Origin of the sequence: Cellulomonas sp. (assembly GCF_035634735.1) — a bacterium.
Lineage (GTDB): Bacteria > Actinomycetota > Actinomycetes > Actinomycetales > Cellulomonadaceae > Cellulomonas.
The window spans coordinates 1-24578 of record NZ_DASQCJ010000037.1 but is presented as its reverse complement, the minus strand read 5'-3'; the positions used below and the strand labels follow the sequence as shown (position 1 = coordinate 24578).

Genomic DNA, 24578 nt, shown 5'->3' with positions numbered 1-24578 from the left:
GTGTTCCTGGCGAACTCCGGCGGCACGTGGGACAACGCGAAGAAGCTGGTGGAGGACGGCCGGTACGGCGGCAAGGGCTCCCCGGCGCACGACGCGGTGGTCATCGGCGACACCGTCGGCGACCCGTTCAAGGACACCGCGGGCCCGGCGATCAACCCGCTGATCAAGGTGATGAACCTGGTGGCGCTGCTCATCGCGCCGGCGGTGGTGACGGTCAGCCTCGGCGACGGCGCGAACCACGTGCTCCGGCTGTCGATCGCGATCGCGGCGGGCCTGATCGCGCTCACGGCGGTGGTGCTGTCCCGGCTGCGGGCGGCGCGGGTGGACGAGGAGGCGCGGCTGGAGCGCGAGGTGCCGCTGCGGGCGTGACGCCGGGGTGGCGGCACGGCGGCGGCCCACCGGTCGCCTCGACGCCCGGCGGGCCGTCCGGCAGGCTGGGCGCCATGACCTCGAGCCGCGCCGCCGCCCGCCGTCCCTCCCGCCGAGCCGCCCGCGGCGCCCTCGCGGGCGCCGCCCTGCTCGCCCTCGTCGTCCCGCTGGCCGCCTGCTCCGGCGACGACGAGAGGGTGCAGGCCTTCTGCTCCGCGGGCGAGGACGCGATGACCGAGATCACCGCGGCCGGCTCGCTGAGCGACGACCCGCAGGCGTTCGCCGACGCCATCTCCGACGCGCGCGACCAGTTCGACGAGGTCGAGGCCCCGGACGAGATCGCCGACTCCTGGGGCGTGTTCACCTCGACGTTCGCCGAGCTGGACGACGCGCTGGCCGACATCGACCCGACGGACCAGGAGGCGTTCACCGCGGCGCTGCAGCAGTTCGCCGAGCAGGCCGACTCCGACGACCTGTCGGCGGCGAGCGACGACCTGAGCGCGTTCACCACCGAGAACTGCGATTGACCGTGCGGCTGCACCTCGTCCGGCACGGCCAGACCCCGTCCAACCTGGTCCACGCGCTCGACACGGCCGCCCCCGGCGCGCCGCTCACCGCGGAGGGCGAGCGCCAGGCCCGCGCGGTCGGGCGGGCGCTGGCCGCCGAGCCGCTCGACGCGGTGTACGCCTCGACGCTCGACCGCGCGCGGGCGACCGCCGCCGAGGTGGCGCGGCCGCACGGGCTCGACGTGCAGGTGCGGGAGGGGCTGCGCGAGGTGCTGGCGGGCGACCTGGAGATGCGCACGGACGAGGGGTCGGTGCACCGGTACCTGTCGACGATGGTGGCCTGGGCCTCCGGGGACCTGGACGCCGCGATGCCGGGCGGGGAGTCGGGCCGCGCGACGCTGGACCGGTTCGACGCCGTGGTGGACGAGCTGCTGGGCACCGGGGCGGAGACGGTCGCCGCGGTGAGCCACGGGGCGATGATCCGGCTCTGGGCGCTGACCCGCGCCGGGAACCTCGACGCGGCGATCGCGGGGCGCTGGGCGCTCGACAACACGGGCGTGGTGACGCTGGAGACCGGCGGGCCGACCGGGTGGTACGCGACCCGGTGGCAGGACCAGGTCGTGCCGCACGCCGAGCCCGCCGCGCCCGCCGGGGGCGACGGGCCGGGCGGGGAGCCGCTGCCGGTATGAGGCCGGGCCGCCCGCCCGCGTCGGGGAGGATGGTCCGGTGGACGCCGCACCGACCGAGCCCCTGACCGCCGACCCCGCGCTCGTCGACGCCCTGCGCGCCGACCTGGCCGCGTCCGGGTTCACCGTGCCCGGCGTCGAGGAGCTGCTCGGCCCGGTCGCGAGCGCCGCGCTGCACCGCGAGGAGCCGGTGCCCGCGCTGCTGGCGACGGCCGGCGACGAGCCGCGCGCGGCGCTGGTCCGGGCGTTCGTGCTCGGCGTGCCGGTGCCCGCGGCCGCGCTCGCCCGGGCGCTGCCGTCGCTCGGCGTGGCCGGGGCGGAGCGGCTGGGGCTCGTCGCCGCGGCCGGGTCGGGGGCGGACGACGCCGTGCGCGCGCGGGTCGACCTGCGGCCCTACGAGGCGGAGGACGCGGCCGGGCCGGTCGACTGGTGGGTGGCGTCCGACCTCGGCGAGCTCGCCACCGGCGGGGCGCTGCGGACCGACCACGTGCTCGGGGTCGGCGGGGCGTCGACGACCCTGGCGCAGGTGACGGTCCGCGAGCCCAGCGCCCGGACGCTCGACCTCGGCACGGGCTGCGGCATCCAGGCGCTGCACGCCGCCCGGCACAGCGACGTGGTCGTCGGCACGGACATCTCGGCGCGGGCGCTCGGGTTCGCGCGGTTCAACGCGGCGCTCGCCGGGCTGGCGCCGGGCGGGCTGGACCTGCGGCTCGGGTCGATGCTGGAGCCGGTCGCGGGCGAGCGGTTCGACCTCGTGGTGAGCAACCCGCCGTTCGTCATCACCCCGCGCGCCGCCGCGGACGTGCCCACCTACGAGTACCGGGACGGCGGGCGCACCGGCGACGCCATCGTGTCCGACCTGATCACGTCGGTCGGGTCCGTGCTCGCCCCCGGCGGCGTGGCGCAGCTGCTCGGCAACTGGGAGGTGCGGCGCGGCGAGTCCTGGGACGAGCGCGTCGGCGCCTGGCTGGACGCGTCCGGGCTGGACGGCTGGGTGGTGCAGCGCGAGCTCCAGGACCCCGCCCAGTACGCCGAGACCTGGATCCGCGACGGCGGCACCACGCCCGACCGCGACCCCGCGGCGTGGCGCGCCCGGTACGCCGCCTGGCTCGCCGACTTCGCGTCCCGGGACGTCGAGGGCATCGGGTTCGGCGTCGTGGTGCTGCGCCGCCCGGCCGCGGACCTGGCGGACGCCCCCCGGCTGCGGCGGCTCGAGGAGGTCACCGGCACCGTGCGGCAGCCGCTCGGCCCCGCCATCGGGGCGTCGCTGGCCGCGCACGACTGGCTGCGCCGGCGGGACGACGCGGCGCTCGCGGGCGAGCGGCTGCTGGTGCCCGGCGACGTCACCGAGGAGCGGTACCTGCGGCCCGGCGACGTCGACCCGCAGATCGTGCTGCTGCGGCAGGGCGGCGGGTTCGGGCGGACGGTGCAGGCGGGGACGGCGCTCGCGGGGCTCGTCGGCGCGTGCGACGGGGAGCTGACCATCGGGCAGATCGTCGGCGCCCTGGGCGCGCTCCTGGGCGTCGACGCGGACGCGGTGGCGGCGGACGTGCTGCCCGAGGTGCGCGGCCTGGTCGCCGACGGCCTCCTGCTCCCGGCCTGACCCCCGGGGCCCGTTCCCGCACCGGCCCCACCCCACCGGCCGCACCCGACACTGGATGGTTGTGACGAACACGCCGACGGCGTGTCGGTCACCACCATCCACTGTCGAGGTGTTCGCCCGCCACGGCGCCCCCGCGTCCCCGCCCGCACAGGCTGGGCACAGGGTGGTGCTAAGACCGGCCCAGCCTGCCTCCCTACCGTCCTGACCAGCCGGGACGGCCCCGCGGCACTCGCCCGCGAGCGCGGTCCGTCCCCGACGGACCGAGGGAGAACATGCTGTCGCTGTGGAGGCGCACCCGACCGTGGGTGCGGGTGGTGGCCGTCGCGCTGCTGGTGGGCGTCGCCGGGACCGGGGTGTACTGGTTCGGGTTCCGCGAGGCGCCGGCGCAGGCCGCGACCCCGGAGTCGACGACCACGGCGGTGGCCGCGAGCCTGTCGACGATCCAGCAGTCCGTCTCGGCGTCCGGGACGCTGACGCCGACCGTCCAGGAGGACGTGTCGTTCGCGGTGAGCGGCACCGTGACCTCGGTCGACGTCGCGGCGGGCGACACCGTGACCGCGGGGCAGCAGCTCGCGACGGTCGACACGCTGCAGCTGGACGCCGCGCTGCTCCAGGCGAGGGCCGACCTGGCGAGCGCGCAGGCGTCGCTGTCGAACGCGCAGGACGAGGCCGACGGCTCCGACGCCTCGGACGCGCAGGTCGCCGCGCTGGCGGCCCAGGTGGACGTCGCGCAGACCGCGGTCGACGACGCCGAGGCCGACCTGGCCGGCGCGACGCTCACCGCGCCCGTGTCGGGCCTGCTGACGACGGTGGACGTCGAGGTCGGCGACGCCGTCACCGGGTCGGGCTCGTCCTCGGGCAGCAGCGGCTCCGCCGGCGGCAGCACCGGCGGCACCGGCGGCACCGGCGGCACGGGCGGGATGGGCGGCAGCAGCACGGGGTCCACGGGGTCGTCCTCGGCCACGTCGACCAGCACCGCGCAGTTCGTCATCGTCGGCACCGACGCGTGGCAGACCAGCGTCAGCGTGGGGGAGTCGGACGTGGCCCTGCTCGCCGTCGGGAACCAGGCCGAGCTCACGACCAGCAGCTCCACCGACACCATCTACGGGACCGTCACCGAGATCGGGCTGCTGTCCAGCAGCTCCGGCGGCGTCGCGTCCTACCCGGTGACCGTCGCGGTCACCGGCAGCCCCGAGGGGCTGCACGACGGCGAGTCGGTGGACGTCTCGATCATCTACGAGCGCCGCACCGACGTGCTGACCGTGCCCGCGTCGGCGGTGACCACGGACGACGACGGCCAGACCGTCGTCACCCAGGAGGGCGCGGACGGCGGGACGGTCACCACGGCGGTCACCGTCGGCGAGACCTCCGGGACCATGATCGAGATCACCGAGGGCCTGGCCGAGGGCGACGAGGTGCTGGTCACCACGTTCAGCCCGCGCGCCTCCGGGTCGGGCGACGGGTCCGGTGACACCGAGCAGGGCCAGTTCCCGGGCGGCGGGCAGATGCCCGACTTCTCGTCCGGCGAGATGCCCGACTTCTCGCAGATGCCGGGCGGCGGCGCGGGCTTCCCGGGCGGCAGCAATGGCTGAGCTCGTCCTCGACCGCGTCCCCGGCGCGCCCGACGCCGCCGAGACGGTCATCGAGCTCGCGGGCGCCCGCAAGACGTACCGCACCGGCAGCATCGAGTTCGAGGCCCTGCGCGGCGTCGACCTGGCGATCCGCACCGGCGAGTACGTCGCGATCATGGGCCCGTCGGGCTCGGGCAAGTCGACGCTGATGAACATCGTCGGCTGCCTGGACGTCCTGACCGCCGGGGAGTACCGGCTGGCGGGGGAGGACGTCGGCGAGCTGGACGAGGTCGAGCTGGCCGACGTCCGGAACCGGCGGCTCGGCTTCGTGTTCCAGCAGTTCCACCTGCTGCCGTCGCTCACCGCGTGGCGGAACGTCGAGCTGCCCCTGGTCTACGGCCGCGTGCCGGCCGCGGAGCGCCGCGAGCGCGCGGTGGCCGCGCTGGAGCGGGTCGGCCTCGGCGACAAGCTGGACAACCGCCCGGGCGAGCTGTCCGGCGGCCAGCAGCAGCGCGTCGCCGTGGCCCGCGCCCTGGTGGGCGAGCCCGCGCTGATCCTCGCCGACGAGCCCACCGGCAACCTCGACTCCCGGTCCACCGAGGACGCGCTCGCGCTGTTCGACGAGCTGCACGCCCAGGGCCGCACCATCGTGCTCATCACCCACGAGCTCGAGGTCGCCGAGCACGCCCGGCGCATCGTGTTCGTGCGGGACGGCCTCATCCAGTCCGACGAGGTGAACCCGCGATGACCTGGTCCGAGACCCTGCGCACCGGCTGGGCCGCGGTGCGGGGCCACAAGCTGCGCTCGATGCTGACCGTGCTCGGCATCCTCATCGGGATCGCCGCGGTGATCCTCACCGTCGGGCTGGGCCTGGGGACGCAGAAGGACGTCAGCCAGCAGATCAGCGCGCTGGGGTCGAACCTGCTCATCGTCACGCCGGGGTCGTCGACCGACTCCGACGGCGTGCGCGGCGGGTTCGGCACCGGCGCGACGCTGACCCGCTCGGACGCCGACGCCCTGTCCTCCGAGGTCAACGCCCCGGACATCGGCGCCGTCGCGCCGGAGAAGGAGTCGTCGCTGTCCGTCGAGGCCAACGACACGAACTGGACCACCACGGTCGTCGGCACCACCGAGGACTGGCTCGACGTCCGGTCCCGCGCGGTCACCTCCGGCGAGTTCCTCACGGCGGACGACGACGCGGAGGGCGCGACCGTGGCCGTCATCGGCGCGACCACCGCCACCGAGCTGTTCGGCACCACGAACGTCGTCGGCCAGCAGCTGACCATCGCGGACACCGCGTTCACGATCGTCGGGGTCCTCGACACCGCCGGCTCCAGCACGGACACCGACCTGGACGACCTGGTCGTGATCCCGCTGACCACCGCCTCCGACACGGTGTCGGGCGGCTTCGACCGCAACTCGCTGACCACGATCTACGTGCAGGCCGCGTCCGCGGACCAGCTCGCGGCGGCGTACCAGGAGGCCGACCAGCTCCTGCTCAACCTGCACGACATCACCGACGCGGACAGCGCGGACTTCAGCATCGACAGCCAGGACTCCCTGGTCAGCACGGCGACCTCGGTCTACCGGACGCTGACCGTCCTGCTCACCGGCATCGCGGCGCTCTCGCTGCTCGTCGGCGGCATCGGGGTCATGAACATCATGCTGGTCTCCGTCACCGAGCGGACCCGCGAGATCGGCCTGCGCAAGGCGCTCGGCGCCCCGCCGTGGGCCATCCGGCGGCAGTTCCTGGTCGAGGCCGGCGTGCTCGGCCTGGCCGGCGGCCTGCTCGGGGCGGCGCTCGGGGTCGTCGCCGCGAAGGTCCTGCCCGACCTGCTGGACACGTCGATCGTCATCTCGGGCGCCGCGGTCGGCGGCTCGGTCGCGATCGCGATGGCCATCGGCCTGGTGTTCGGCGTCTACCCCGCCACCCGGGCCGCGAGGCTCGCGCCCATCGACGCCCTGCGGTCGGAGTGACGTCCGTGCGACCCGCGGCCCCCTTCGGTACCACCATCACGAGGAGAGACATGTCCCGCACCCGTACCGGCCTGCTGGCCGCCCCCGCCGCCGTGGCGGTCCTGGTGCTGCTCGCGGCCTGCTCGAGCGACACCGCCGACGCCGGGTCCACCGGCACCGCGGACGCCGGCGAGGCCGCGCAGGCCGAGGCGCCGTCCGGCCAGGGCGGCGGGGGGATGCCCGGCGGCGGCGGCACCTCGGGCGAGATCGCCGCCGTCACCGACGCCCTCCTGCAGGTCCAGGGCGACGACGGCCAGACGGCGGTCGCCTGGGACGCGACCACGACGATCACGCAGACCGTCACCGCCGCGCTGTCCGACGTCACCGTCGGGTCGTGCGTGGTCGCGTTCACCTCGGGCGACGAGGGCGCGGCGGCGACGTCCGTCGCGATCTCCGCGGCGACCGACGACGGCTGCACGGGCGGCTTCGGGGGCGGCGGCTCGGGCGGCGGGTTCCCGGCGGACGGCGAGCGGCCCAGCGGGATGCCGACCGACCTGCCCGAGGGCGCCGAGCTGCCCGACGGCGCGCCGACGGACCTGCCGGGCGGCGGCGCCGGGGGCTCCGGCGGCGGGTTCGGCGGCGCGACCGCCGGGCTGGTCACCGCGGTCGGCGGCAGCACGATCACCGTCGAGTCGACCGGGGTGCCCGGTTCCGACGACGCGACGACGACGACCGCCACCGTCACCGTCGACGACGCGACCACCTTCACCAGCACGGTCGCGGCCGACGCCACGGCCATCGCGGTGGGGCGGTGCGTCACGGCGCAGGGCGAGGCCGACAGCAGCGGCCAGGTCGCGGCGACGAGCCTCACGCTGTCCGACGCGACCGACGACGGCTGCTCGACCGGGTTCGGCGGGCGCGGCGGCTTCCCGGGCGGGTCCGGCTCGACCGGGAGCGAGGGCGACGATGCGTGACAGCCTGCGGCGGCGCGTGGGCCGCCGGCGGGCCGCTGCGGCCCCCGCGACGCCCCTGACCCCGAAGGCCCTGGCGCGGCGGGCGACCCGCCGCCGGCGGCTCGTGCTCGGCGGGGTCGCCGCGGCGGCCGCGCTCAGCATGGTCGGCGGCGGCGTGGCGATCGCCGTCACCAGCGCGAAGGGCAGCGGCTACCGGACCGCCACCGCGGAGCTCGGCACCGTCGAGCAGACGATCGACGCCACCGGCACGGTCGCCTCGGCCAGCCGGTACGACCGGTCCTTCTCCGTCGCGGGCACCGTCGGCGCGGTCGACGTGGCCGTCGGCGACACGGTCAGCGCGGGCCAGGTGCTCGCCACCCTCGACACCGCCTCGCTGGAGGACGCCGTCGAGCAGGCCGAGCAGGCCGTGGCCGACGCGCAGCAGCAGCTGGAGGACGACATCGACTCCCAGACCTCGGGCAGCAGCAGCTCGAGCAGCAGCACGTCGAGCAGCACGGGCTCCGGCACCGGCTCGTCCGGCTCGCGGTCGTCGACGACCGGGCCCGGCTCGACGGGGTCCGGGTCGACGGGGTCCGGCTCGACCGGGACGGGCTCGACCGGCTCGACCCCGGACGCCGCGGCGGCCGGCGGGGACACGCAGGCCGGCGGGTCGACGGGAGACGGCTCGACCGGCGGCGGCGGGTCGGCGGTGGACCCCGCCGTGACGCAGGCGATCGCCGCGGTGAAGGCCGCGCAGCAGGCGCTGCTCGCGCAGTACCAGACCGCGCAGGCGGCGCTGGCGGAGGCGTCCACCGCGACCGCGGCCGCGCAGGAGGCGTGCCAGGCGGTGCTCGACGGCGACGGCGACGGCTCGGGCGACGGGTCGGGCGGCGGCGCGGCGGAGGAGCCGACCACGGAGCCGACGACGGAGCCGAGCGAGGAGCCGACGCAGGACGCGCCGGCCGAGGACGCCGCGACGGAGGACGCCACCGCGACCGGCGCCGCGGCGACGACGGGTGCGGTGATCACCGGTGCCGCGTTCACCACGAGCGCGACCACCGACGACCTCACGTCGTGCCAGGACGCGATCACCGCCGTGCTCGCGGCGCAGACGACCGTGGACGAGGCCCAGACCAGCCTCATGACCCGGGTGACCGACCTCGACACCGCGGTGACGGCGGCGCAGGACGCGCTGACCTCGGCCACCTCGGATTCGACCGGCGGCACCGGCACGGCGCCGTCGACCGGCGGCACGACGGGAGGCGCGACCGGCACCGACGGCTCCGCGGCCGTCGACCCGAGCGCGGTGCTGCCCGGCGGGTCGTCGTCCGGCACGGGCGCCGCGTCCTCGGGCGCCGCGTCCTCGACCACGGGCTCGGCGCCCTCCGGGGCCTCCGGGTCGGGCGCGTCCGGCGCCGCCGGCGGCTCGACCGTCGCCACCGCGGCCGACCTGCTCGCCGACCAGGCCGCGATCGACCAGGCCGAGGCCGAGCTCGCCCTCGCGCAGAGCAAGCTGGACCTGGTCGACCTGACCAGCCCGATCGCCGGCACCGTCGCGGCGGTGTCGATCGCGGCGGGCGACGAGGTCGAGGCCTCCTCGACGTCGGCGGTCATCACCGTCATCGGCGACGACGGGTACACCGTGTCCACCACGGTGCCGCTGAGCCAGGTCGACCTGGTCGAGGTCGGCCAGGAGGCCGCCCTCTCGGTCCGCACCGGCGACGAGGACCTGACCGGCACCGTCACCGGCATCGGCATCCTCAACGCGTCCACGACGTCGTCCGACCCGACCTACACCGTCGAGATCGCCGTCGACCCGGCGGACGTGGCGCTCTACAACGGCTCCTCGGCCCAGGTGTCCATCGCGGTCGCCGCCGCCGAGCAGACGCTCACCGTGCCGTCGTCGGCGGTGCACCTGGACGGCTCCACGGCCACGGTGCAGGTGCTGAGCGGCGGGTCCGTCGAGTCCGTCGAGGTGGAGCGCGGGGCCGTCGGCGCCGAGCTCACCGAGATCGTGTCCGGCCTGTCCGAGGGCGACCAGGTGGTGCTGGCGGACCTGAGCCAGTCGCTGGTGCCGGACGACGCGGAGTCCGGCAGCGGCCTCAGCGGCCTCGGGGGCAGCACCGACGACTCGTCGTCCGGCCAGGGCCAGATGACGTTCCCCGGCGGCGGCGGCTTCGGCGGCGGCCGGCTCCCGGCCGGCGGCCCGCCCGGGAGCTGAGCCCGGGCCCTCGACGGCGCCCGGCCGGTCCCGCGTACCCCCTGCGCGGCACCGGCCGGGCGCCCTTCTGCCACCCTGGACCCGCCGGCGCCCGCCCGTGGCCCGGCGGGGGAGGGGTCCGCATGCCGCTGCGGTCGGTCGTGCTGTTCGCGCTCGCGGCGCTGCTCGAGATCGGCGGCGCCTGGCTGGTCTGGCAGGGCGTGCGCGAGCACCGGGGCTGGGCGTGGATCGGCGCGGGCGTGATCGCGCTCGGCCTGTACGGGTTCGTCGCGACCCTGCAGCCCGACGCGCACTTCGGCCGGATCCTCGCGGCGTACGGCGGCGTGTTCGTCGCGGGCTCGCTGGCGTGGGGGATGGTGGCGGACGGCTTCCGGCCCGACCGGTGGGACGTGCTCGGCGCGCTGCTCTGCCTCGCCGGGGTCGCGGTCATCATGTACGCGCCGCGGCCGGCCTGAGCGGCCGGGCCCGCCCCCACCGGGGCTAGGCTCGCCGCCAGCCGCACCCGCAGCACCACCCGCACCACCACCTCCGGAGGACGCCCGATGACGCAGACCACGGCACGACCGCACGCGGCGGTCCTCGGCGGCGGCGTCATGGGCGAGGCCCTGGTCACGGCGCTGCTCGCCGCCGGGTGGACCGCGGACGACGTGGACGTCACCGAGCGCAGCGCCGCCCGTGCGATGGAGCTGTCCGGCCGGTACGGCGTGCGCGCCGCCGACCCGAACGCCAAGGCGGTCAAGGGCGCGGGCCTGGTGCTGATCGCGGTCAAGCCGCAGGTCGTGCCCGACGTGCTGGCGGAGATCGCCCCGACGCTGCGGCCCGGGACGCTGGTCGTCTCGGTCGCCGCCGGCGTCCCGGTCGCGGTGTACGAGGCCGCGCTGCCCGCGGGCACCCCGGTCGTCCGGGTCATGCCGAACACCCCGGCGCTGGTCGGCAAGGGCGCCAGCGCGATCGCCCCGGGCACGCACGCGACGGACGAGCACCTGGACCTCGCCGAGCGGGCGCTCGCCGCGACCGGCCTCGTCGTCCGCGTGGCGGAGAAGGACCTGGACGCGGTCACCGCGATCTCGGGCTCCGGGCCGGCGTACGCGCTCTACCTGATCGACGCGATGGCGGAGGCCGGCGTCCTGCTCGGCCTGACCCGCGACCTGGCGACCCGGCTGGCCGTCGCGACGGTCGAGGGGTCGGCGGCCCTCGCCGCGCAGACCGGCGACCACCCGGTCGTGCTGCGCGAGCGGGTGTCCTCGCCCGGCGGGACGACCGTCGCGGGCGTGGCCCAGCTCGACGCGCACGGCGTGCGGGCGGGCGTGGTCGCGGCGGCCCGCGCGGCGCACGACCGGTCGCGGGAGCTCGGCGCGGCGGCGGCCCCGTCGCCCCGCGAGGACCGGTAGGCCCGCGGTGACCGGCACGCCCGGCGCCCCCGCCGTCCGGCGCCCGCCCGCGATGAGCGACGTCGCCGCGCTCGCCGGGGTGTCGCACCAGACGGTGTCGCGCGTGCTCAACGACCACCCGAGCGTCCGGCCGGAGACCCGCGAGCGCGTGCTCGCGGCGATCGCGGAGCTGGGCTACCGCCGGAACAGCGCGGCCCGGGCGCTCGTCACGCGGCGGTCGGGGGCGCTCGGCGTCGTCACGACGTCGTCGGTGCACCACGGCCCGACCAGCACGCTGATCGGCCTGGAGAGCGCGGCGCGCGAGGTCGGCTACTACGTCAGCGTCGCGGCGATCGACACCTTCGACGCCGGCACGATGCGCGGGGCGCTCGACCACTTCCTCGACCAGGCGGTCGAGGGCATCGCGATCATCGCGCCGCAGGTCGACGTGGCGGAGGCGGTCGCGGCGTTCGACGTCCCGGTGCCGGTCGTGTCGGTGACGTCGGGCGAGCCCGTGCCCGGGCCCGCGCACGTCGTGGCGGTCGGCGTCGACCAGCGCGAGGGCGCCCGGGCCGCGACCCGGCACCTCGTCGACCTCGGGCACCGCGAGGTGGTGCACCTGGCCGGGCCGCAGGACTGGTTCGACGCGCAGGAGCGGCTCGCGGGCTGGCGGGAGGCGTGCGCGGCGGCGGGGGTCGGGGCGCCGGAGCCGGTCGAGGTCGACTGGTCGGCCGAGTCCGGGTACCGCGAGGGGCTGCGGCTGGCCGACGCAGGGGCGCCGACGGCGGTGTTCGCGGCCAACGACCAGCTCGCCCTCGGACTGCTGCGGGCGTTCTGGGAGCGCGGGCTGCGGGTGCCGCAGGACGTGTCGGTGGTGGGCTTCGACGACGAGGCCGGCGCGGCGTACTTCGTGCCGCCGCTGACCACCGTCCGGCAGGACTTCCCGGCCCTCGGCCGCAGCGCGATCCGGGCCCTGGTCGGCGCCCTGGCGGGCGACCCCCCGCCGCGCACCCTGCTGCCGGCGACCCTGGTCCCGCGCGCGAGCACCGCGGCCCCCGCCGCGCGCTGACGCTCCCCGCGCTCCGCCCCCTCGCCTCACCCCGCGCCGCTCGTTCGCCGAGACGGCAACTCTCGGCTGCGACCGGAGGTCCGCGCACAGCCGAGAGTTGCCATCTCGGCGAGGTCAGCCCGTCGTGGGAGCGCCGCGTCGCGCGCGTCAGCAGGGCAGTTGGCCGCGTGCCGTGTGAGCGCTAACATCGGGGCAGGGCGCGGCGCTTCGCCGCGTGCGGCAACATCGCAAGGGACGCGGGCAGCGCAGCCCGACGCGCGAGGACGGAGCACGCAATGGCGCAGGACCACGACGACGCACGCCGCGACGAGATCGCCGCCGCGATCACGGACGGCCGGACCTCCCTCGGCATCGAGCTCGGCTCGACCCGGATCAAGGCCTGCCTGATCGGCCCGGACCACGCGCCGGTCGCCACCGGCAGCCACGAGTGGGAGAACCAGTACGTCGACGGCGTGTGGACGTACTCCCTCGACGCCGTCTGGGCGGGCCTGCAGGAGTCGATCGCCACGCTGCTGGCCGACGTCGAGCAGCGGTACGGCGTCCGCCCCACCACGTTCGGCGCGCTCGGCGTCTCCGCGATGATGCACGGCTACCTGCCGTTCGACGCCGACGGCGAGCTGCTGGTGCCGTTCCGCACCTGGCGGAACACCTCGACGGGTCGCGCCGCCGCGGAGCTCACCGACAAGCTCGGCTTCAACATCCCGCTGCGCTGGTCGATCGCCCACCTCTACCAGGCGATCCTCGACCACGAGCCGCACGTCCCGCAGATCGACTTCACGACGACGCTGGCGGGCTACGTGCACTGGAAGCTCACCGGCCGCAAGGTGCTCGGCGTCGGCGACGCGTCGGGCATGTTCCCGATCGACCCGGCCACCCGCGGCTACGACGCGACGATGCTGGCCCAGGTCGACGAGATCGTCGCGACCCGCCGCCCGGGTCTGCGGGTCGAGGCTCTGCTGCCCAAGGTGCTCCCCGCGGGCGCCGACGCGGGCCGCCTCACGGAGGAGGGTGCCGCCCTGCTCGACCCGACCGGCACGCTGCAGGCCGGCGTCCCGCTGTGCCCGCCCGAGGGCGACGCCGGCACCGGCATGGTCGCGACCAACTCGGTCGCCCCGCGCACCGGCAACGTCAGCGCCGGCACGTCCATCTTCGCGATGGTCGTGCTGGAGAAGCCCCTGGCCCGCGTGCACCACGAGCTCGACGTCGTGACGACGCCGGCCGGCGACCTGGTCGCGATGGTGCACTGCAACAACGGCGCCTCGGAGCTGAACGCCTGGGCGGGCCTGTTCGGCGAGTTCGCCACCGCGCTCGGCGCGCCCGCCGCGGCCGACGACGTGTTCGGCGCCCTGTTCCGCGCCGCGCTCGAGGGCGACGCCGACGGCGGCGGCCTGCTGGCGTACAACTACCTGTCCGGCGAGCCGATCACCGGCCTGGACGCGGGTCGCCCGCTGGTGGTGCGGACGCCGGACAGCCGGCTGACGCTCGCGAACTTCATGCGGACCCAGCTGTACTCCGCGTTCGGCACGCTGAGCCTCGGCATGCACGTGCTGCAGGGCGAGGGCGTCGCCATCGACGCGATGCTCGCGCACGGCGGCATGTTCCGGACCGCCGGCGTCGCGCAGCGCCTGCTGGCGGCGGCGATCGACGCGCCCGTCGCCGTCGGCGAGACCGCGGCCGAGGGCGGCGCCTGGGGCATCGCGGTGCTCGCCGCCTACCTCGACGCCGCGGCCGAGCAGGACCTGCCGACGTACCTGTCCGAGCGCGTGTTCGCCGGCGCGGCGGTCGACACCGTGGCCCCGGACCCGGCCGACGTCGCCGGCTACGAGCAGTTCCTCGACCGCTACCGCGCCGGCCTGGCCGTCGAGCGCGCGGCGACCGAGGCTCTCTGACCACCCACTCCCGAGGAGGAGACCCCATGACCCGGACCCTCGCCGACTACCCGGCCGAGGTGCAGGAGGCGGTCGCGCGCACCCGCGAGGTGGTCGCGACCCTGCACGCCGAGCTGCCCCGCTGGGAGCTGATCGTCTGGACGGCGGGCAACGTGTCCCAGCGCGTCCAGGTGCGCCCCGACGGCCCGTCGGCCGACGACCTGCTCGTCATCAAGCCGTCCGGCGTGACGTACGACGAGCTCACGCCCGAGTCGATGGTCGTCTGCGACCTCGACGGGAACCTGGTCGACGGCACCCGCAGCCCGTCCTCGGACACCGCGGCGCACGCCTACGTCTACACGCACATGCCCGAGATCGGCGGCGTCGTGCACACGCACTCGACCTACGCGACGGCGTGGGCCGCCCGCGCCGAGCCGGTGCCGTGCGTGCTGACGATGATGGCCGACGAGTTCGGCGGGGACATCCCGATCGGCCCGTTCGCCCTGATCGGGGACGACTCGATCGGCCGCGGCATCGTCGAGACGCTCCGCGAGTCGCGCAGCCCGGCGGTGCTGATGCGCAACCACGGCCCGTTCACGATCGGCAAGGACGCCAAGGCCGCGGTCAAGGCCGCCGTCATGGTCGAGGAGGTGGCGCGCACCGTGCACATCTCCCGCCAGCTCGGGGAGCCCACGCGCATCCCGCAGGACCAGGTCGACTCGCTCTACGCCCGGTACCAGAACGTCTACGGCCAGGGCAGTGCTGCCCCGGCCGCTGAGCCCACCACGAAGGAGCAGGACGCATGACCAAGCCCTACGCCGACCGCGAGGTCTGGTTCTTCACCGGCAGCCAGGACCTCTACGGCGAGGACACGCTGCGCCAGGTCGCCGAGCAGTCCCAGGAGGTCGCCCGCGCCCTCGACGAGGCGGCCGACGTGCCGGTCCGCGTCGTGTGGAAGCCGGTGCTCAAGGACTCCGTGTCGATCCGCCGGGCGATGCTCGACGCGAACTCCGACGACCGGGTGCTGGGCGTCATCACCTGGATGCACACGTTCAGCCCGGCCAAGATGTGGATCGCCGGCCTGGACCAGCTGCGCAAGCCGCTGCTGCACCTGCACACGCAGGCCAACGTCGAGCTGCCCTGGGACAGCATCGACATGGACTTCATGAACCTCAACCAGGCCGCGCACGGCGACCGCGAGTACGCGTACATCGCGTCCCGGCTCGGCGTCGCCCGCACGACGGTCGTCGGCCACGCGTCGAACCCGGCCGTGGCGAAGCGGGTCGGCACCTGGGCGCGCGCCGCCGCGGGCTGGGCCGCCACGCACGAGCTGAAGCTGGTCCGGTTCGGCGACAACATGCGCAACGTCGCGGTCACCGAGGGCGACAAGACCGAGGCCGAGCTGCGGTTCGGCGTCTCGGTGAACACCTGGGGCGTGAACGAGCTCGTCGCCGCGGTGGACGCGGTCGCGGACGCGGACGTCGACGCGCTGGTCGCGGAGTACGAGGACCTGTACGACGTGGTGCCCGAGCTGCGCCGCGGCGGCGAGCGCCACGAGTCGCTGCGGTACGCCGCCCGCCAGGAGATCGCGCTCGAGACGTTCCTGACCTCGGTCGGCGCCCAGGCGTTCACGACGAACTTCGAGGACCTCGGCGACCTGCGCCAGCTCCCGGGCCTCGCGGTGCAGCGCCTGATGTCGAAGGGCTACGGCTTCGGCGCCGAGGGCGACTGGAAGACCGCCGTCCTGGTGCGTGCGGCCAAGGTGATGGGCGAGGGGCTGCCCGGCGGCGCCTCGCTGATGGAGGACTACACCTACGACCTGACCCCGGGCGCCGAGAAGATCCTCGGCGCGCACATGCTCGAGGTCTGCCCCTCCCTGACCATCTCGAAGCCGAAGGTGGAGATCCACCCGCTCGGCATCGGCGGCAAGGAGGACCCGGTCCGCATGGTGTTCGACGCCGACCCGGGCGAGGCCGTGGTCGTGTCGCTGGCCGACATGCGTGACCGGTTCCGGATGACCGCGAACGTCGTCGACGTCGTGCCCCCGACCCAGGAGCTGCCGAACCTGCCGGTCGCCCGCGCGGTGTGGGAGCCCCGGCCCGACTTCGCCACGTCGGCGGAGGCCTGGCTCACCGCCGGCGGCGCGCACCACACCGTCATGTCGACCGCGGCGGGCGTCGAGGCGTTCGAGATCTACGCCGACATCGCCGGCACCGAGCTGCTGGTCATCGACGAGGGCACCACCCGCCGCGGCTTCCGCGACCAGGTGCGCTGGAACCAGGTGTACTACCGGATCGCCCAGGGCCTCTGAGCCCCGGCGCGCTCCGGCGCCCGGCGCCACGCGCGCCCCGACGGCCCGTCCCCGCAGCTGCGGGGGCGGGCCGTCGGCATGTGAGCGCTCACCTGGCGTTCGCCCGTTCGGCCGCCTGAGTTCGGTGAGCGAACCCAAGCGGCTGCGCCGGGCGGGTGATCCGCGGCCAGCCGGGCGGCCGTGGCGCGGCGCCGAAACCGCCCCTGACCTGCAGCAACGGCCGGACTGATCGCGGGGTCGCGGACCGTTATCCATCTGCAACCTGAGCCCCGAACCTTTGGCTTGACTTCTTGAAGTCAAGCCCGCGAGAGTGTGCACGTGCTCGCCGGTGGCGGGGGAGAACGACCCCGGCACGCGGCGCAGGGCAGGACGGGCGACGGTGCGGTTTCCGCGCCCATGACGACGAGGTCAGCAACCCTCTCGAGGAGGAGAAGGACATGAAGAGCATCCGGTTCGTCGCGCTCGGCGGCGTTCTCGCGCTCGGCCTGGCGGCGTGCTCCGGCGGCGGCGCCGGCAGCACCACGGGCGACGAGACCAACGCGGACCCCAGCGACCTCACGATCGGCGTCGCGATGCCGACCGAGACCTCGGAGCGCTGGATCGCCGACGGCGACGCCGTGAAGAGCCAGCTGGAGGAGGCCGGCTACACGGTCGACCTGCAGTACGCGGCCGACGACATCCCGACGCAGGCGCAGCAGATCGACCAGATGATCACGAAGGGCGCCGACCTCCTGATCGTCGCCTCGATCGACGGCACCGCGCTGGCCAACCAGCTGCAGGCCGCGGCCGACCAGGGCATCCCGGTCATCGCGTACGATCGCCTGATCCGCGACACCGAGAACGTCGACTTCTACGTCACGTTCGACAACTACAACGTCGGCGTCCAGCAGGCCACCTCGCTGCTCGTCGGCCTGGGCATCCTCGACGCCGAGGGCAACGAGGCCGGCGCGACCGGCCCGTTCAACATCGAGCTGTTCGCCGGCTCGCTGGACGACAACAACGCGCACTTCTTCTTCAAGGGCGCGATGGACACGCTGCAGCCGTACATCGACAACGGCACGCTGGTCGTGAAGTCGGGCCAGACCGAGATCGAGCAGGTCGCGACCCTCCGCTGGCTGCAGGAGACCGCCCAGAAGCGCATGGAGGACCTGCTCACCTCCACGTACTCGGACGGCACCAAGGTCCAGGGCGTGCTCTCGCCCTACGACGGCATCTCGCGCGGCATCATCACCGCGCTGCAGAACGCCGGCTACGGCGACAGCATCGAGGCCGGCCTGCCGATCGTGACCGGCCAGGACGCCGAGATCGCCTCCGTGAAGCTCATCAAGGACGGCGTGCAGTTCTCGACGATCTTCAAGGACACCCGCAAGCTCGCGGAGCAGGCCGTCACCTCGGCGCAGGCGTTCCTCGAGGGCGACGAGCCCGAGGCGAACAACACCGAGGACTACGACAACGGCGTGAAGGTCGTCCCGTCGTACCTGCTGGAGTCGGACATCGTCTACGCCGACAACATCCAGTCGCTCCTCATCGACTCGGGCTACTGGACCGAGGAGGAGGTCGCGGCGGGTCAGGCCTCCTGACCCCCCGACCCACCGCGTGACCGACGCGGGCCGGCCGGCACGACACGTGCCGGCCGGTCCCGCGGCGACGTGTTCCATCGCCCGACACGACTGAGGACGGTCGAGGCCGCATGAGCGACCACATCCTGGAAATGCACTCCATCACCAAGACCTTTCCCGGGGTCAAGGCGCTGCAGGACGTCAACCTGAACGTCAAGCGCGGGGAGATCCACGCGATCTGCGGGGAGAACGGGGCCGGCAAGTCCACCCTCATGAAGGTGCTGTCGGGTGTGTACCCGGCCGGCACCTACGACGGTGAGATCCGCTTCGACGGGGAGAAGGTCGAGTTCAGCTCGATCAACGACTCCGAGGACAAGGGGATCGTGATCATCCACCAGGAGCTCGCTCTGGTGCCGTACCTCTCGGTCGCGGAGAACATCTTCCTCGGCAACGAGCGGGCGCGCCACGGCCTCGTCGACTGGAACCGGGCGAACTCCGAGGCGGCCGTGCTGCTCGCCCGGGTCGGCCTCGACGAGAACCCGACCACCCCGATCGGCCAGCTCGGCGTCGGCAAGCAGCAGCTCGTGGAGATCGCCAAGGCGCTCTCCAAGAAGGTGAAGCTGCTCATCCTCGACGAGCCCACCGCGGCGCTCAACGACTCGGACTCCGAGCACCTGCTGAACCTGCTGCGGCACCTGCAGGGCCAGGGCATCACCTCGATCATGATCTCGCACAAGCTCAACGAGATCGCCGAGATCGCGAACTCCACGACGATCATCCGCGACGGCAAGACGATCGAGACCCTCGACATGGTCGAGGACAAGGTCACCCAGGACCGGATCATCAAGGGCATGGTCGGCCGGGACCTCGAGCACCGGTACCCCGAGCACGTCTCGCACGTCGGCGAGGAGGTGTTCCGGGTCGAGGACTGGCACGTCGAGCACCCCACGCAGCCGGGCCGCGTCGTCGTCGACGGCGCGTCGTTCAACGTCCGCGCCGGCGAGATCGTCGGCATCGCGGGCCTGATGGGCGCCGGCCGCACCGAGCTGGCCATGAGCGTGTTCGGCCGCTCCTACGGCCGCAACGTCACCGGCAAGGTCTTCCTGCACGGCAAGGAGATCAGGACCCGCTCGGTGAGCGAGGCGATCGGCCACGGGCTCGCGTACGCGACCGAGGACCGCAAGACCTACGGCCTCAACCTCATCGAGGACATCCGCCGGAACATCTCGGCCGCGGCCCTCGGCAAGCTGTCGAAGGCCGGCTGGGTCAACGGCAACGAGGAGATCAAGGTCGCCGAGGAGTACCGGCGGTCCATGAACATCAAGTCGCCGACCGTCATGGCGCTGACCGGCAAGCTGTCGGGCGGCAACCAGCAGAAGGTCGTGCTGTCCAAGTGGATCTACACGGACCCCGAGGTCCTGATCCTGGACGAGCCGACCCGCGGCATCGACGTCGGTGCCAAGTACGAGATCTACACGATCATCAACAAGCTCGCGGACGCGGGGAAGGCCGTCGTGGTCATCTCCTCCGAGCTGCCCGAGCTCCTGGGCATCTGCGACCGGATCTACACGCTCGCGTTCGGCCGGATCACCGGCGTGCAGGAGCGTGCGGTCGCGACCCCGGAGAGCCTCATGGAGCTCATGACGAAGGAAAAGGAAACGGTTCGATGACGGCTGTGGAAGGCCTGCGGGACATCTTTACGAAGAACCTGCGGACGAGTGGCATCTACATCGCGTTCGTCGCGATCATCGTGCTCTTCGCGATCCTCACGGACGGCGTGCTGCTCGCACCGGGCAACATCACGAACATCGTCCTGCAGTACTCGTACATCCTGATCCTCGCCATCGGCATGGTGATCGTCATCATCGGCGGCCACATCGACCTGTCGGTGGGCTCCGTGGTGGCGCTGACCGGCGCGGTGTCCGCGATCCTGGTCATCAAGAACGGCCAGCCGTGGTGGGTCGGCATCCTCGCCGCCCTCGTGGTCGGCCTCCTGGTCGGCGCGTGGCAGGGCTTCTGGGTCGCGTACGTCGGGATCCCGGCGTTCATCGTGACGCTGGCCGGCATGCTGCTGTTCCGCGGCCTCACCTACGAGGTGCTCAACAACATCTCGCTGTCGCCGTTCCCCTCCTCGTACCAGAAGGTCGCGGGCGGCTTCATCAACGGCCTGCTCGGCGGCAACGGCTTCGACGCCTTCACGCTGATCATCGCCGCGATCGCCATCGTCGGCTACGCGTACTCGGCCTGGCGCTCCCGCATGGGCCGCGTCCGCTACCAGCAGTCCGTCGAGGCGCTGCCGCTGTTCATCCTCAAGATCGTCGCGATCGCGGTCGTCGTCATGGCGTTCGCCTGGCAGCTGGCGCACTCCCGCGGCCTGCCGATCGTGCTGATCATCCTCGCGGTGCTGATCCTGGCCTACAACACCGTCACCACCCGCACGGTGTTCGGCCGCCACGTCTACGCGATCGGTGGCAACCTCAACGCCGCCCAGCTGTCCGGCGTGAAGGTCAAGCAGGTCAACTTCTGGATCTTCGTCAACATGGGCTTCCTGGCCGGTGTGGCGGGCGCGATCTACTCGTCCCGCTCCAACGGCGCGCAGCCCGGTGCCGGCAACATGTTCGAGCTCGACGCCATCGCCGCCTGCTTCATCGGCGGCGCGTCGACGACCGGTGGTGTCGGCCGCGTGACCGGCGCCATGGTCGGTGGCCTGATCATGGCCGTGATGTCCAACGGCATGCAGCTGATGGGCGTGCCGCAGTCGACGCAGCAGATCGTCAAGGGCCTCGTGCTCCTGCTGGCCGTGGCGTTCGACATCTACAACAAGCGCCGCGCGGGCGCCGCCCGCTGACCTCGGGCGCATCGCACGGCCGGTGAGGGCCGGGACGCGGGGGAGACCCCGGGTCCCGGCCCTCGCTGCGTCCCCCGAGGCGGTCGGACATCCGTGAGTGGAAGGTTGTGACGGACACGCCGACGGCGTGTCCGTCACAACCTTCCACTGTCCCGGGGGTCGGGGTCGGGGTGGGTCAGGGGAGGGGTCGCGGGCTCAGAGCCAGCGGTTGCGGCGGAACGCGCGGTGCAGCGCGAGGCACGCCCCGGCGATGACCCCCAGCACCACGAAGTACCCGTACCGCGTCCCCAGCTCCGGCATGTGCTCGAAGTTCATCCCGTAGATCCCCGCCACGGCGGTCGGGACCAGCGCGATCGCCGCCCACGCCGAGATCTTCCGCATGTCCTCGTTCTGCCGCAGCGCGACCCGGCTCTGGCCCGTGGTGACCCGCGCGGTGTTCGCCTGCAGCACGTCGGTGAGCTGCCGGTCGATCACCTCGATCTGGTCGACGGCCCGCAGGAGGTGGTCGTGCACGTCGCGGAAGTACGGCGCGGCCGCGGCGGGCACGTGCGGCACCTCGCCGGCTGCCAGCCGCTCCAGCGGCCGCTGCAGGGGCAGCATCGCCCGGCGGAACTCGGCGACCTCCTGCTTGAGCTTGTAGATCCGCTCGGAGTGGTCGTCGTCGCCCGGGCCGAAGACCTGGAGCTCGATCTCGTCGACGTCCAGGTCGATGTGGCCGAGCGCGACCTCGTAGGCGTCCACCACGCGGTCGGCGGTCCGGTACAGCACGCCCGCGGGGCCGAAGTCCTCCTCGGCGGGCACGCCGGCGTCGAGCTCGGCGCGCACCTGGCGCAGCACGCCGCCCTCGCCGTGCCGGACCGAGACGACCGCCTGCGGCCGGAGGAACATCGCGATCTCGGTGACCTCGACGACCTCCACATGGTCGACGTACCGGACCGGCTTGAGCACGGCGAACACGACGTCGTCGTAGATCTCGAGCTTGGGCCGCTGGTGGGCGTGCACGGCGTCCTCGACGGCCAGCGGCGGCAGCGCGAACTCCTCGGCCACCTCGGCGATGTCGGCGTCCGTGGGCTCGCGCAGGCCGACCCAGACGTAGCCGTCGGTGGCGTCGGCGGCGTGCGCGGCCTTCCCGAGCGGGACCCGCCCGGGCACCCGCTCGCCCCCGGTGTAGAGGCCGCAGTCGCCGATCACGGCGTCGGCCCCGGTGCGCTGCACGTCCGTCACGCCCTCACGATAGGTCCGCGGGGCGCGGCCGGCCCCGCGGACGGCCCCGCGGCGGCCCGCGTCCGCCCCGTGCGCGGCCGGCTCAGCCCGCGCGGCGCAGCGCGACGACCGTGACGTCGTCCGGCCGGCTCCCGCTCACCGCGGCCAGCCGCAGCACCCGCTGCACGGCCTCCTCGGCGCTCGGGCAGTCCAGCAGCTCGCCGACCAGCAACGGCACGCACCGCAGCGAGCCGTCGAACAGGTCGAGCACCCCGTCGCTGAACGTCAGCAGCAGGTCGCCGGGCCCGAGGTGCGTCTCGCCGAGGTCGCGGGTGGCCTCGTCGGTCACGCCGAGCGGCAGACCGAGCGCGTCGAGCCGCTCCCACGACCCGTCGGCCCGCACCACGAGCGTCAGCCCGTGCCCCGCGTCGGCGTAGGTGACCCGGCCGGTCGCCGCCTCGAGCCGCGCGTGGAACGCCGTCGCGAACAGCCCGGCGCCGGACAGGTCCGCGTGCAGCACGGCGCCCGCCTGGAGCATCGCGCGGTCGACCGACTCGCCCTGCGCGGAGCCGCGGAGCACGGCGCGCACGGCGGCGGCCAGGATCGCGGCGGCCGGGCCCTTGCCCATCACGTCGGCGAGGCTGAGCACCACGCCGTCCTCCGCGGGGTACCAGTCGTAGAAGTCGCCGCCGACCTGGCTGCTGGGCAGGCAGGCGCCGGCCAGCTCGTAGCCGTCGACCCGCGGCGACTCCCGGGGAAGCAGGCCCATCTGCACCTGCTGGGCGCGCTCGAGCTCGGCGTCGACGCTCAGCTCCTTGGCCACCCAGTGCGCGAGGTCGCGGAGCAGCGCGGACTGGTCGGCGGTGAACCGGCGCGGGCGGGTGTCGGCGATGCAGAGCGTGCCGAGCGTGCGGCCGTCGGCGCCGACCAGCGGGTGCTCGGCGTAGAACCGCAGCACGGCGCCCGGCCCCCGGTCCTCGAGCACGGCGACGCCGTCGGGGCCCGTCGCGGGCGCGGGCGTCCCGGCGAGCTCGGCCGGCACCACCATCGGCGCGGGGGCGGGCTCGCCGGCGCCGACCAGCGACACGGTGGCGGTGGGCACGTCGAACAGCTGGCGCGCGAGCCGGACGACGCGGTCGAACCGGGGCTCGGTGGCCTCGGCGACGGTCCCGATCCGCTCCAGGGCGGCCAGGCGCTGCGGGAGGCTGCGCGCGGCGGGGGCGGCCGTGTCGAGGGGCGCCACCACGACGGTCGGGCCGGCGGCGTCGGCGACGAGGCCGGGCAGCGCGGCGAGGTCGACCGCGTCGGCGCCGTCGCGCGAGGGCTCGCGCGGGGACGGCACCGAGGGGGTGGTCGTGCGGGTCGGCACCGATCACCTCCTGGGCGTGCGCGACGGTCCTGCTCTTGGCGGATACATCGGCATCCTGAGCCGCGGGATGAGCCCGCGGGCACGTGCTCCCGCACACGTGCACGGACGTGCGCGCGCCGCGCGTCAGCCCGCGACGCCGCCCAGCACCGCGTCCCGGGCCAGCAGCAGCGCCCCGCGGGCCGGCGCGCCGACCCCGAGCCGCCCCGCGACCACCTCGACCACCGCGCCCGCCGTGACCGCGGTGCGCTCGGCCAGGACCTCCCGCAGCGGGTCCAGCAGCACGTCCCCGGCCCCCGCGAGCGCGCCGCCGACCACGAGCACGTCGGGGTCGAGCACCGTGCACACCGAGGCCAGCGCGGTGCCGAGGTGCCGTCCCACGTCGGACAGCACCCGCCGGCAGCCCGGGTCCCCGTCCGCCGCCTGGGCCAGCAGCTCCGGCACCGTCAGGCGGCCGTGGCTCGCCGCGAGCAGGTCCAGCACGGCGGACGCACCCGCGAGCACCTGGAGGCAGCCGCGGTTGCCGCAGGAGCACACCGGCCCGTCCGGGTCGATCGTCAGGTGGCCGAGCTCGCCCGCGGTGCCGGTGCGGCCGTGCACGACCTCCCCGCCGACGACGACCCCGCCGGAGACGCCCTCGCCCAGCGCGACGTGCACCACGGACCACCGCCCGCGCCCGGCGCCGAGCCGCGCCTCCGCGAGCGCGCCGAGGTTGCCGTCGTTGTCGAAGAGCACGGGGACGCCCGGCGCCGGCGCGAGCAGCCCCGGCGCGGCGACCATCCCGCCCCAGCCCGCGCGCACGCCGGCGCCCGCGACGCGGCCCGTCCGGACCTCCACGGGCGCGGGGACGCCCACGCCGACCGCCGCCACCGACGCGGGGGCCGTGCCGGTCTCCCGCAGCACGCGGTCGAGGAGCGCCCGCGCCGCGCGGACCGCGTGCTCGGCCCGCTGCTGCCCGGGGCCGGGCACGGGCGGCAGGGGGATCGCCGCCTCGACGGGCTCGCCGTCGCCGCGGTCCAGCACGACCCGGACCTCGTCGAGGTAGCAGTGCACGCCGACGAGCGCCCCGCCGGGCGCGAGGGACACCTGGGTGGCCCGCCGGCCGGACCGGGTGGTCGC

General features: G+C 74.6%; 21 protein-coding genes. 18 read left to right on the top strand and 3 right to left on the bottom strand.

The features are described from left to right. The 18 genes from VER05_RS03370 to mmsB all read left to right on the top strand — a co-directional run. Positions 1-369: sodium/proton-translocating pyrophosphatase (locus VER05_RS03370; RefSeq protein WP_324843986.1), on the top strand; the 369-nt coding region annotated here is incomplete at its 5' end. Between the two features lie 74 nt (positions 370-443). Next, positions 444-896, top strand: coding sequence for a hypothetical protein (locus VER05_RS03365; protein ID WP_324843985.1), 453 nt, complete (start codon positions 444-446; stop codon positions 894-896). 2 nt (positions 897-898) lie between these two features. Further along, a complete protein-coding gene (locus tag VER05_RS03360) occupies positions 899-1564 on the top strand; it encodes a histidine phosphatase family protein (RefSeq protein ID WP_324843984.1) in 666 nt (221 codons plus the stop codon). Between the two features lie 37 nt (positions 1565-1601). After that, positions 1602-3164 carry a DUF7059 domain-containing protein gene (locus tag VER05_RS03355; protein ID WP_324843983.1) on the top strand — a complete coding sequence of 521 codons (1563 nt, stop codon included), beginning with the start codon at positions 1602-1604 and terminating at the stop codon, positions 3162-3164. A 272-nt stretch (positions 3165-3436) separates the two neighbouring features. Continuing rightward, entirely contained in the window at positions 3437-4756 is a 1320-nt protein-coding gene (locus VER05_RS03350) for an efflux RND transporter periplasmic adaptor subunit (RefSeq protein ID WP_324843982.1), read from the top strand. Next, positions 4749-5483, top strand: a complete 735-nt coding sequence (locus VER05_RS03345; protein WP_324843981.1) for an ABC transporter ATP-binding protein — start codon at positions 4749-4751, stop codon at positions 5481-5483. The genes VER05_RS03350 and VER05_RS03345 overlap by 8 nt, the downstream gene beginning before the upstream one ends. Next, entirely contained in the window at positions 5480-6712 is a 1233-nt protein-coding gene (locus VER05_RS03340; RefSeq protein WP_324843980.1) for an ABC transporter permease, read from the top strand. The genes VER05_RS03345 and VER05_RS03340 overlap by 4 nt, the downstream gene beginning before the upstream one ends. Positions 6713-6762: 50 nt before the next feature. After that, entirely contained in the window at positions 6763-7665 is a 903-nt protein-coding gene (locus VER05_RS03335; RefSeq protein ID WP_324843979.1) for a hypothetical protein, read from the top strand. After that, positions 7658-9865: a biotin/lipoyl-binding protein gene (locus tag VER05_RS03330; RefSeq protein ID WP_324843978.1), complete on the top strand. Its 2208-nt coding sequence runs from the start codon at positions 7658-7660 to the stop codon at positions 9863-9865. The genes VER05_RS03335 and VER05_RS03330 overlap by 8 nt, the downstream gene beginning before the upstream one ends. 122 nt (positions 9866-9987) lie before the next feature. After that, positions 9988-10320 carry a YnfA family protein gene (locus VER05_RS03325; RefSeq protein ID WP_324843977.1) on the top strand — a complete coding sequence of 111 codons (333 nt, stop codon included), beginning with the start codon at positions 9988-9990 and terminating at the stop codon, positions 10318-10320. An 87-nt stretch (positions 10321-10407) separates the two neighbouring features. Continuing rightward, positions 10408-11256, top strand: a complete 849-nt coding sequence (proC, locus tag VER05_RS03320; RefSeq protein WP_324843976.1) for a pyrroline-5-carboxylate reductase — start codon at positions 10408-10410, stop codon at positions 11254-11256. Between the two features lie 7 nt (positions 11257-11263). After that, the gene (locus VER05_RS03315) at positions 11264-12304 is read left to right on the top strand and encodes a LacI family DNA-binding transcriptional regulator (RefSeq protein ID WP_324843975.1); all 1041 of its coding nucleotides are present in this window, start codon (positions 11264-11266) and stop codon (positions 12302-12304) included. Positions 12305-12579: 275 nt separating this feature from the next. Beyond that, complete coding sequence (locus VER05_RS03310; protein WP_324843974.1) at positions 12580-14193, top strand: FGGY-family carbohydrate kinase; 1614 nt, start codon at positions 12580-12582, stop codon at positions 14191-14193. Positions 14194-14219: 26 nt separating this feature from the next. Continuing rightward, entirely contained in the window at positions 14220-14978 is a 759-nt protein-coding gene (locus tag VER05_RS03305) for an L-ribulose-5-phosphate 4-epimerase (RefSeq protein WP_324843973.1), read from the top strand. Then, on the top strand, positions 14975-16483 hold the full coding sequence (araA, locus tag VER05_RS03300) for an L-arabinose isomerase (protein WP_324843972.1): 1509 nt from the start codon (positions 14975-14977) through the stop codon (positions 16481-16483). The genes VER05_RS03305 and araA overlap by 4 nt, the downstream gene beginning before the upstream one ends. Before the next feature lie 437 nt (positions 16484-16920). Next, complete coding sequence (gene chvE, locus VER05_RS03295) at positions 16921-18063, top strand: multiple monosaccharide ABC transporter substrate-binding protein (RefSeq protein ID WP_324843971.1); 1143 nt, start codon at positions 16921-16923, stop codon at positions 18061-18063. 110 nt (positions 18064-18173) lie between these two features. Then, positions 18174-19712, top strand: a complete 1539-nt coding sequence (gene mmsA, locus VER05_RS03290) for a multiple monosaccharide ABC transporter ATP-binding protein (protein WP_324843970.1) — start codon at positions 18174-18176, stop codon at positions 19710-19712. Continuing rightward, the gene (mmsB, locus tag VER05_RS03285; protein WP_324843969.1) at positions 19709-20890 is read left to right on the top strand and encodes a multiple monosaccharide ABC transporter permease; all 1182 of its coding nucleotides are present in this window, start codon (positions 19709-19711) and stop codon (positions 20888-20890) included. The genes mmsA and mmsB overlap by 4 nt, the downstream gene beginning before the upstream one ends. A gap of 195 nt (positions 20891-21085) precedes the next feature. Here mmsB and VER05_RS03280 read toward each other — a convergent pair whose 3' ends face one another. The 3 genes from VER05_RS03280 to VER05_RS03270 form a co-directional block, all read right to left on the bottom strand. Then, positions 21086-22114: a magnesium and cobalt transport protein CorA gene (locus VER05_RS03280; RefSeq protein WP_324843968.1), complete on the bottom strand. Its 1029-nt coding sequence runs from the start codon at positions 22112-22114 to the stop codon at positions 21086-21088. An 82-nt stretch (positions 22115-22196) separates the two neighbouring features. Next, positions 22197-23462 (bottom strand): PP2C family protein-serine/threonine phosphatase, encoded by a 1266-nt coding sequence (locus tag VER05_RS03275; protein ID WP_324843967.1) that lies wholly within the window; start codon positions 23460-23462, stop codon positions 22197-22199. Between the two features lie 123 nt (positions 23463-23585). Further along, a partial coding sequence (locus VER05_RS03270; protein ID WP_324843966.1) for an ROK family protein occupies positions 23586-24578 on the bottom strand: 993 nt, incomplete at its 5' end.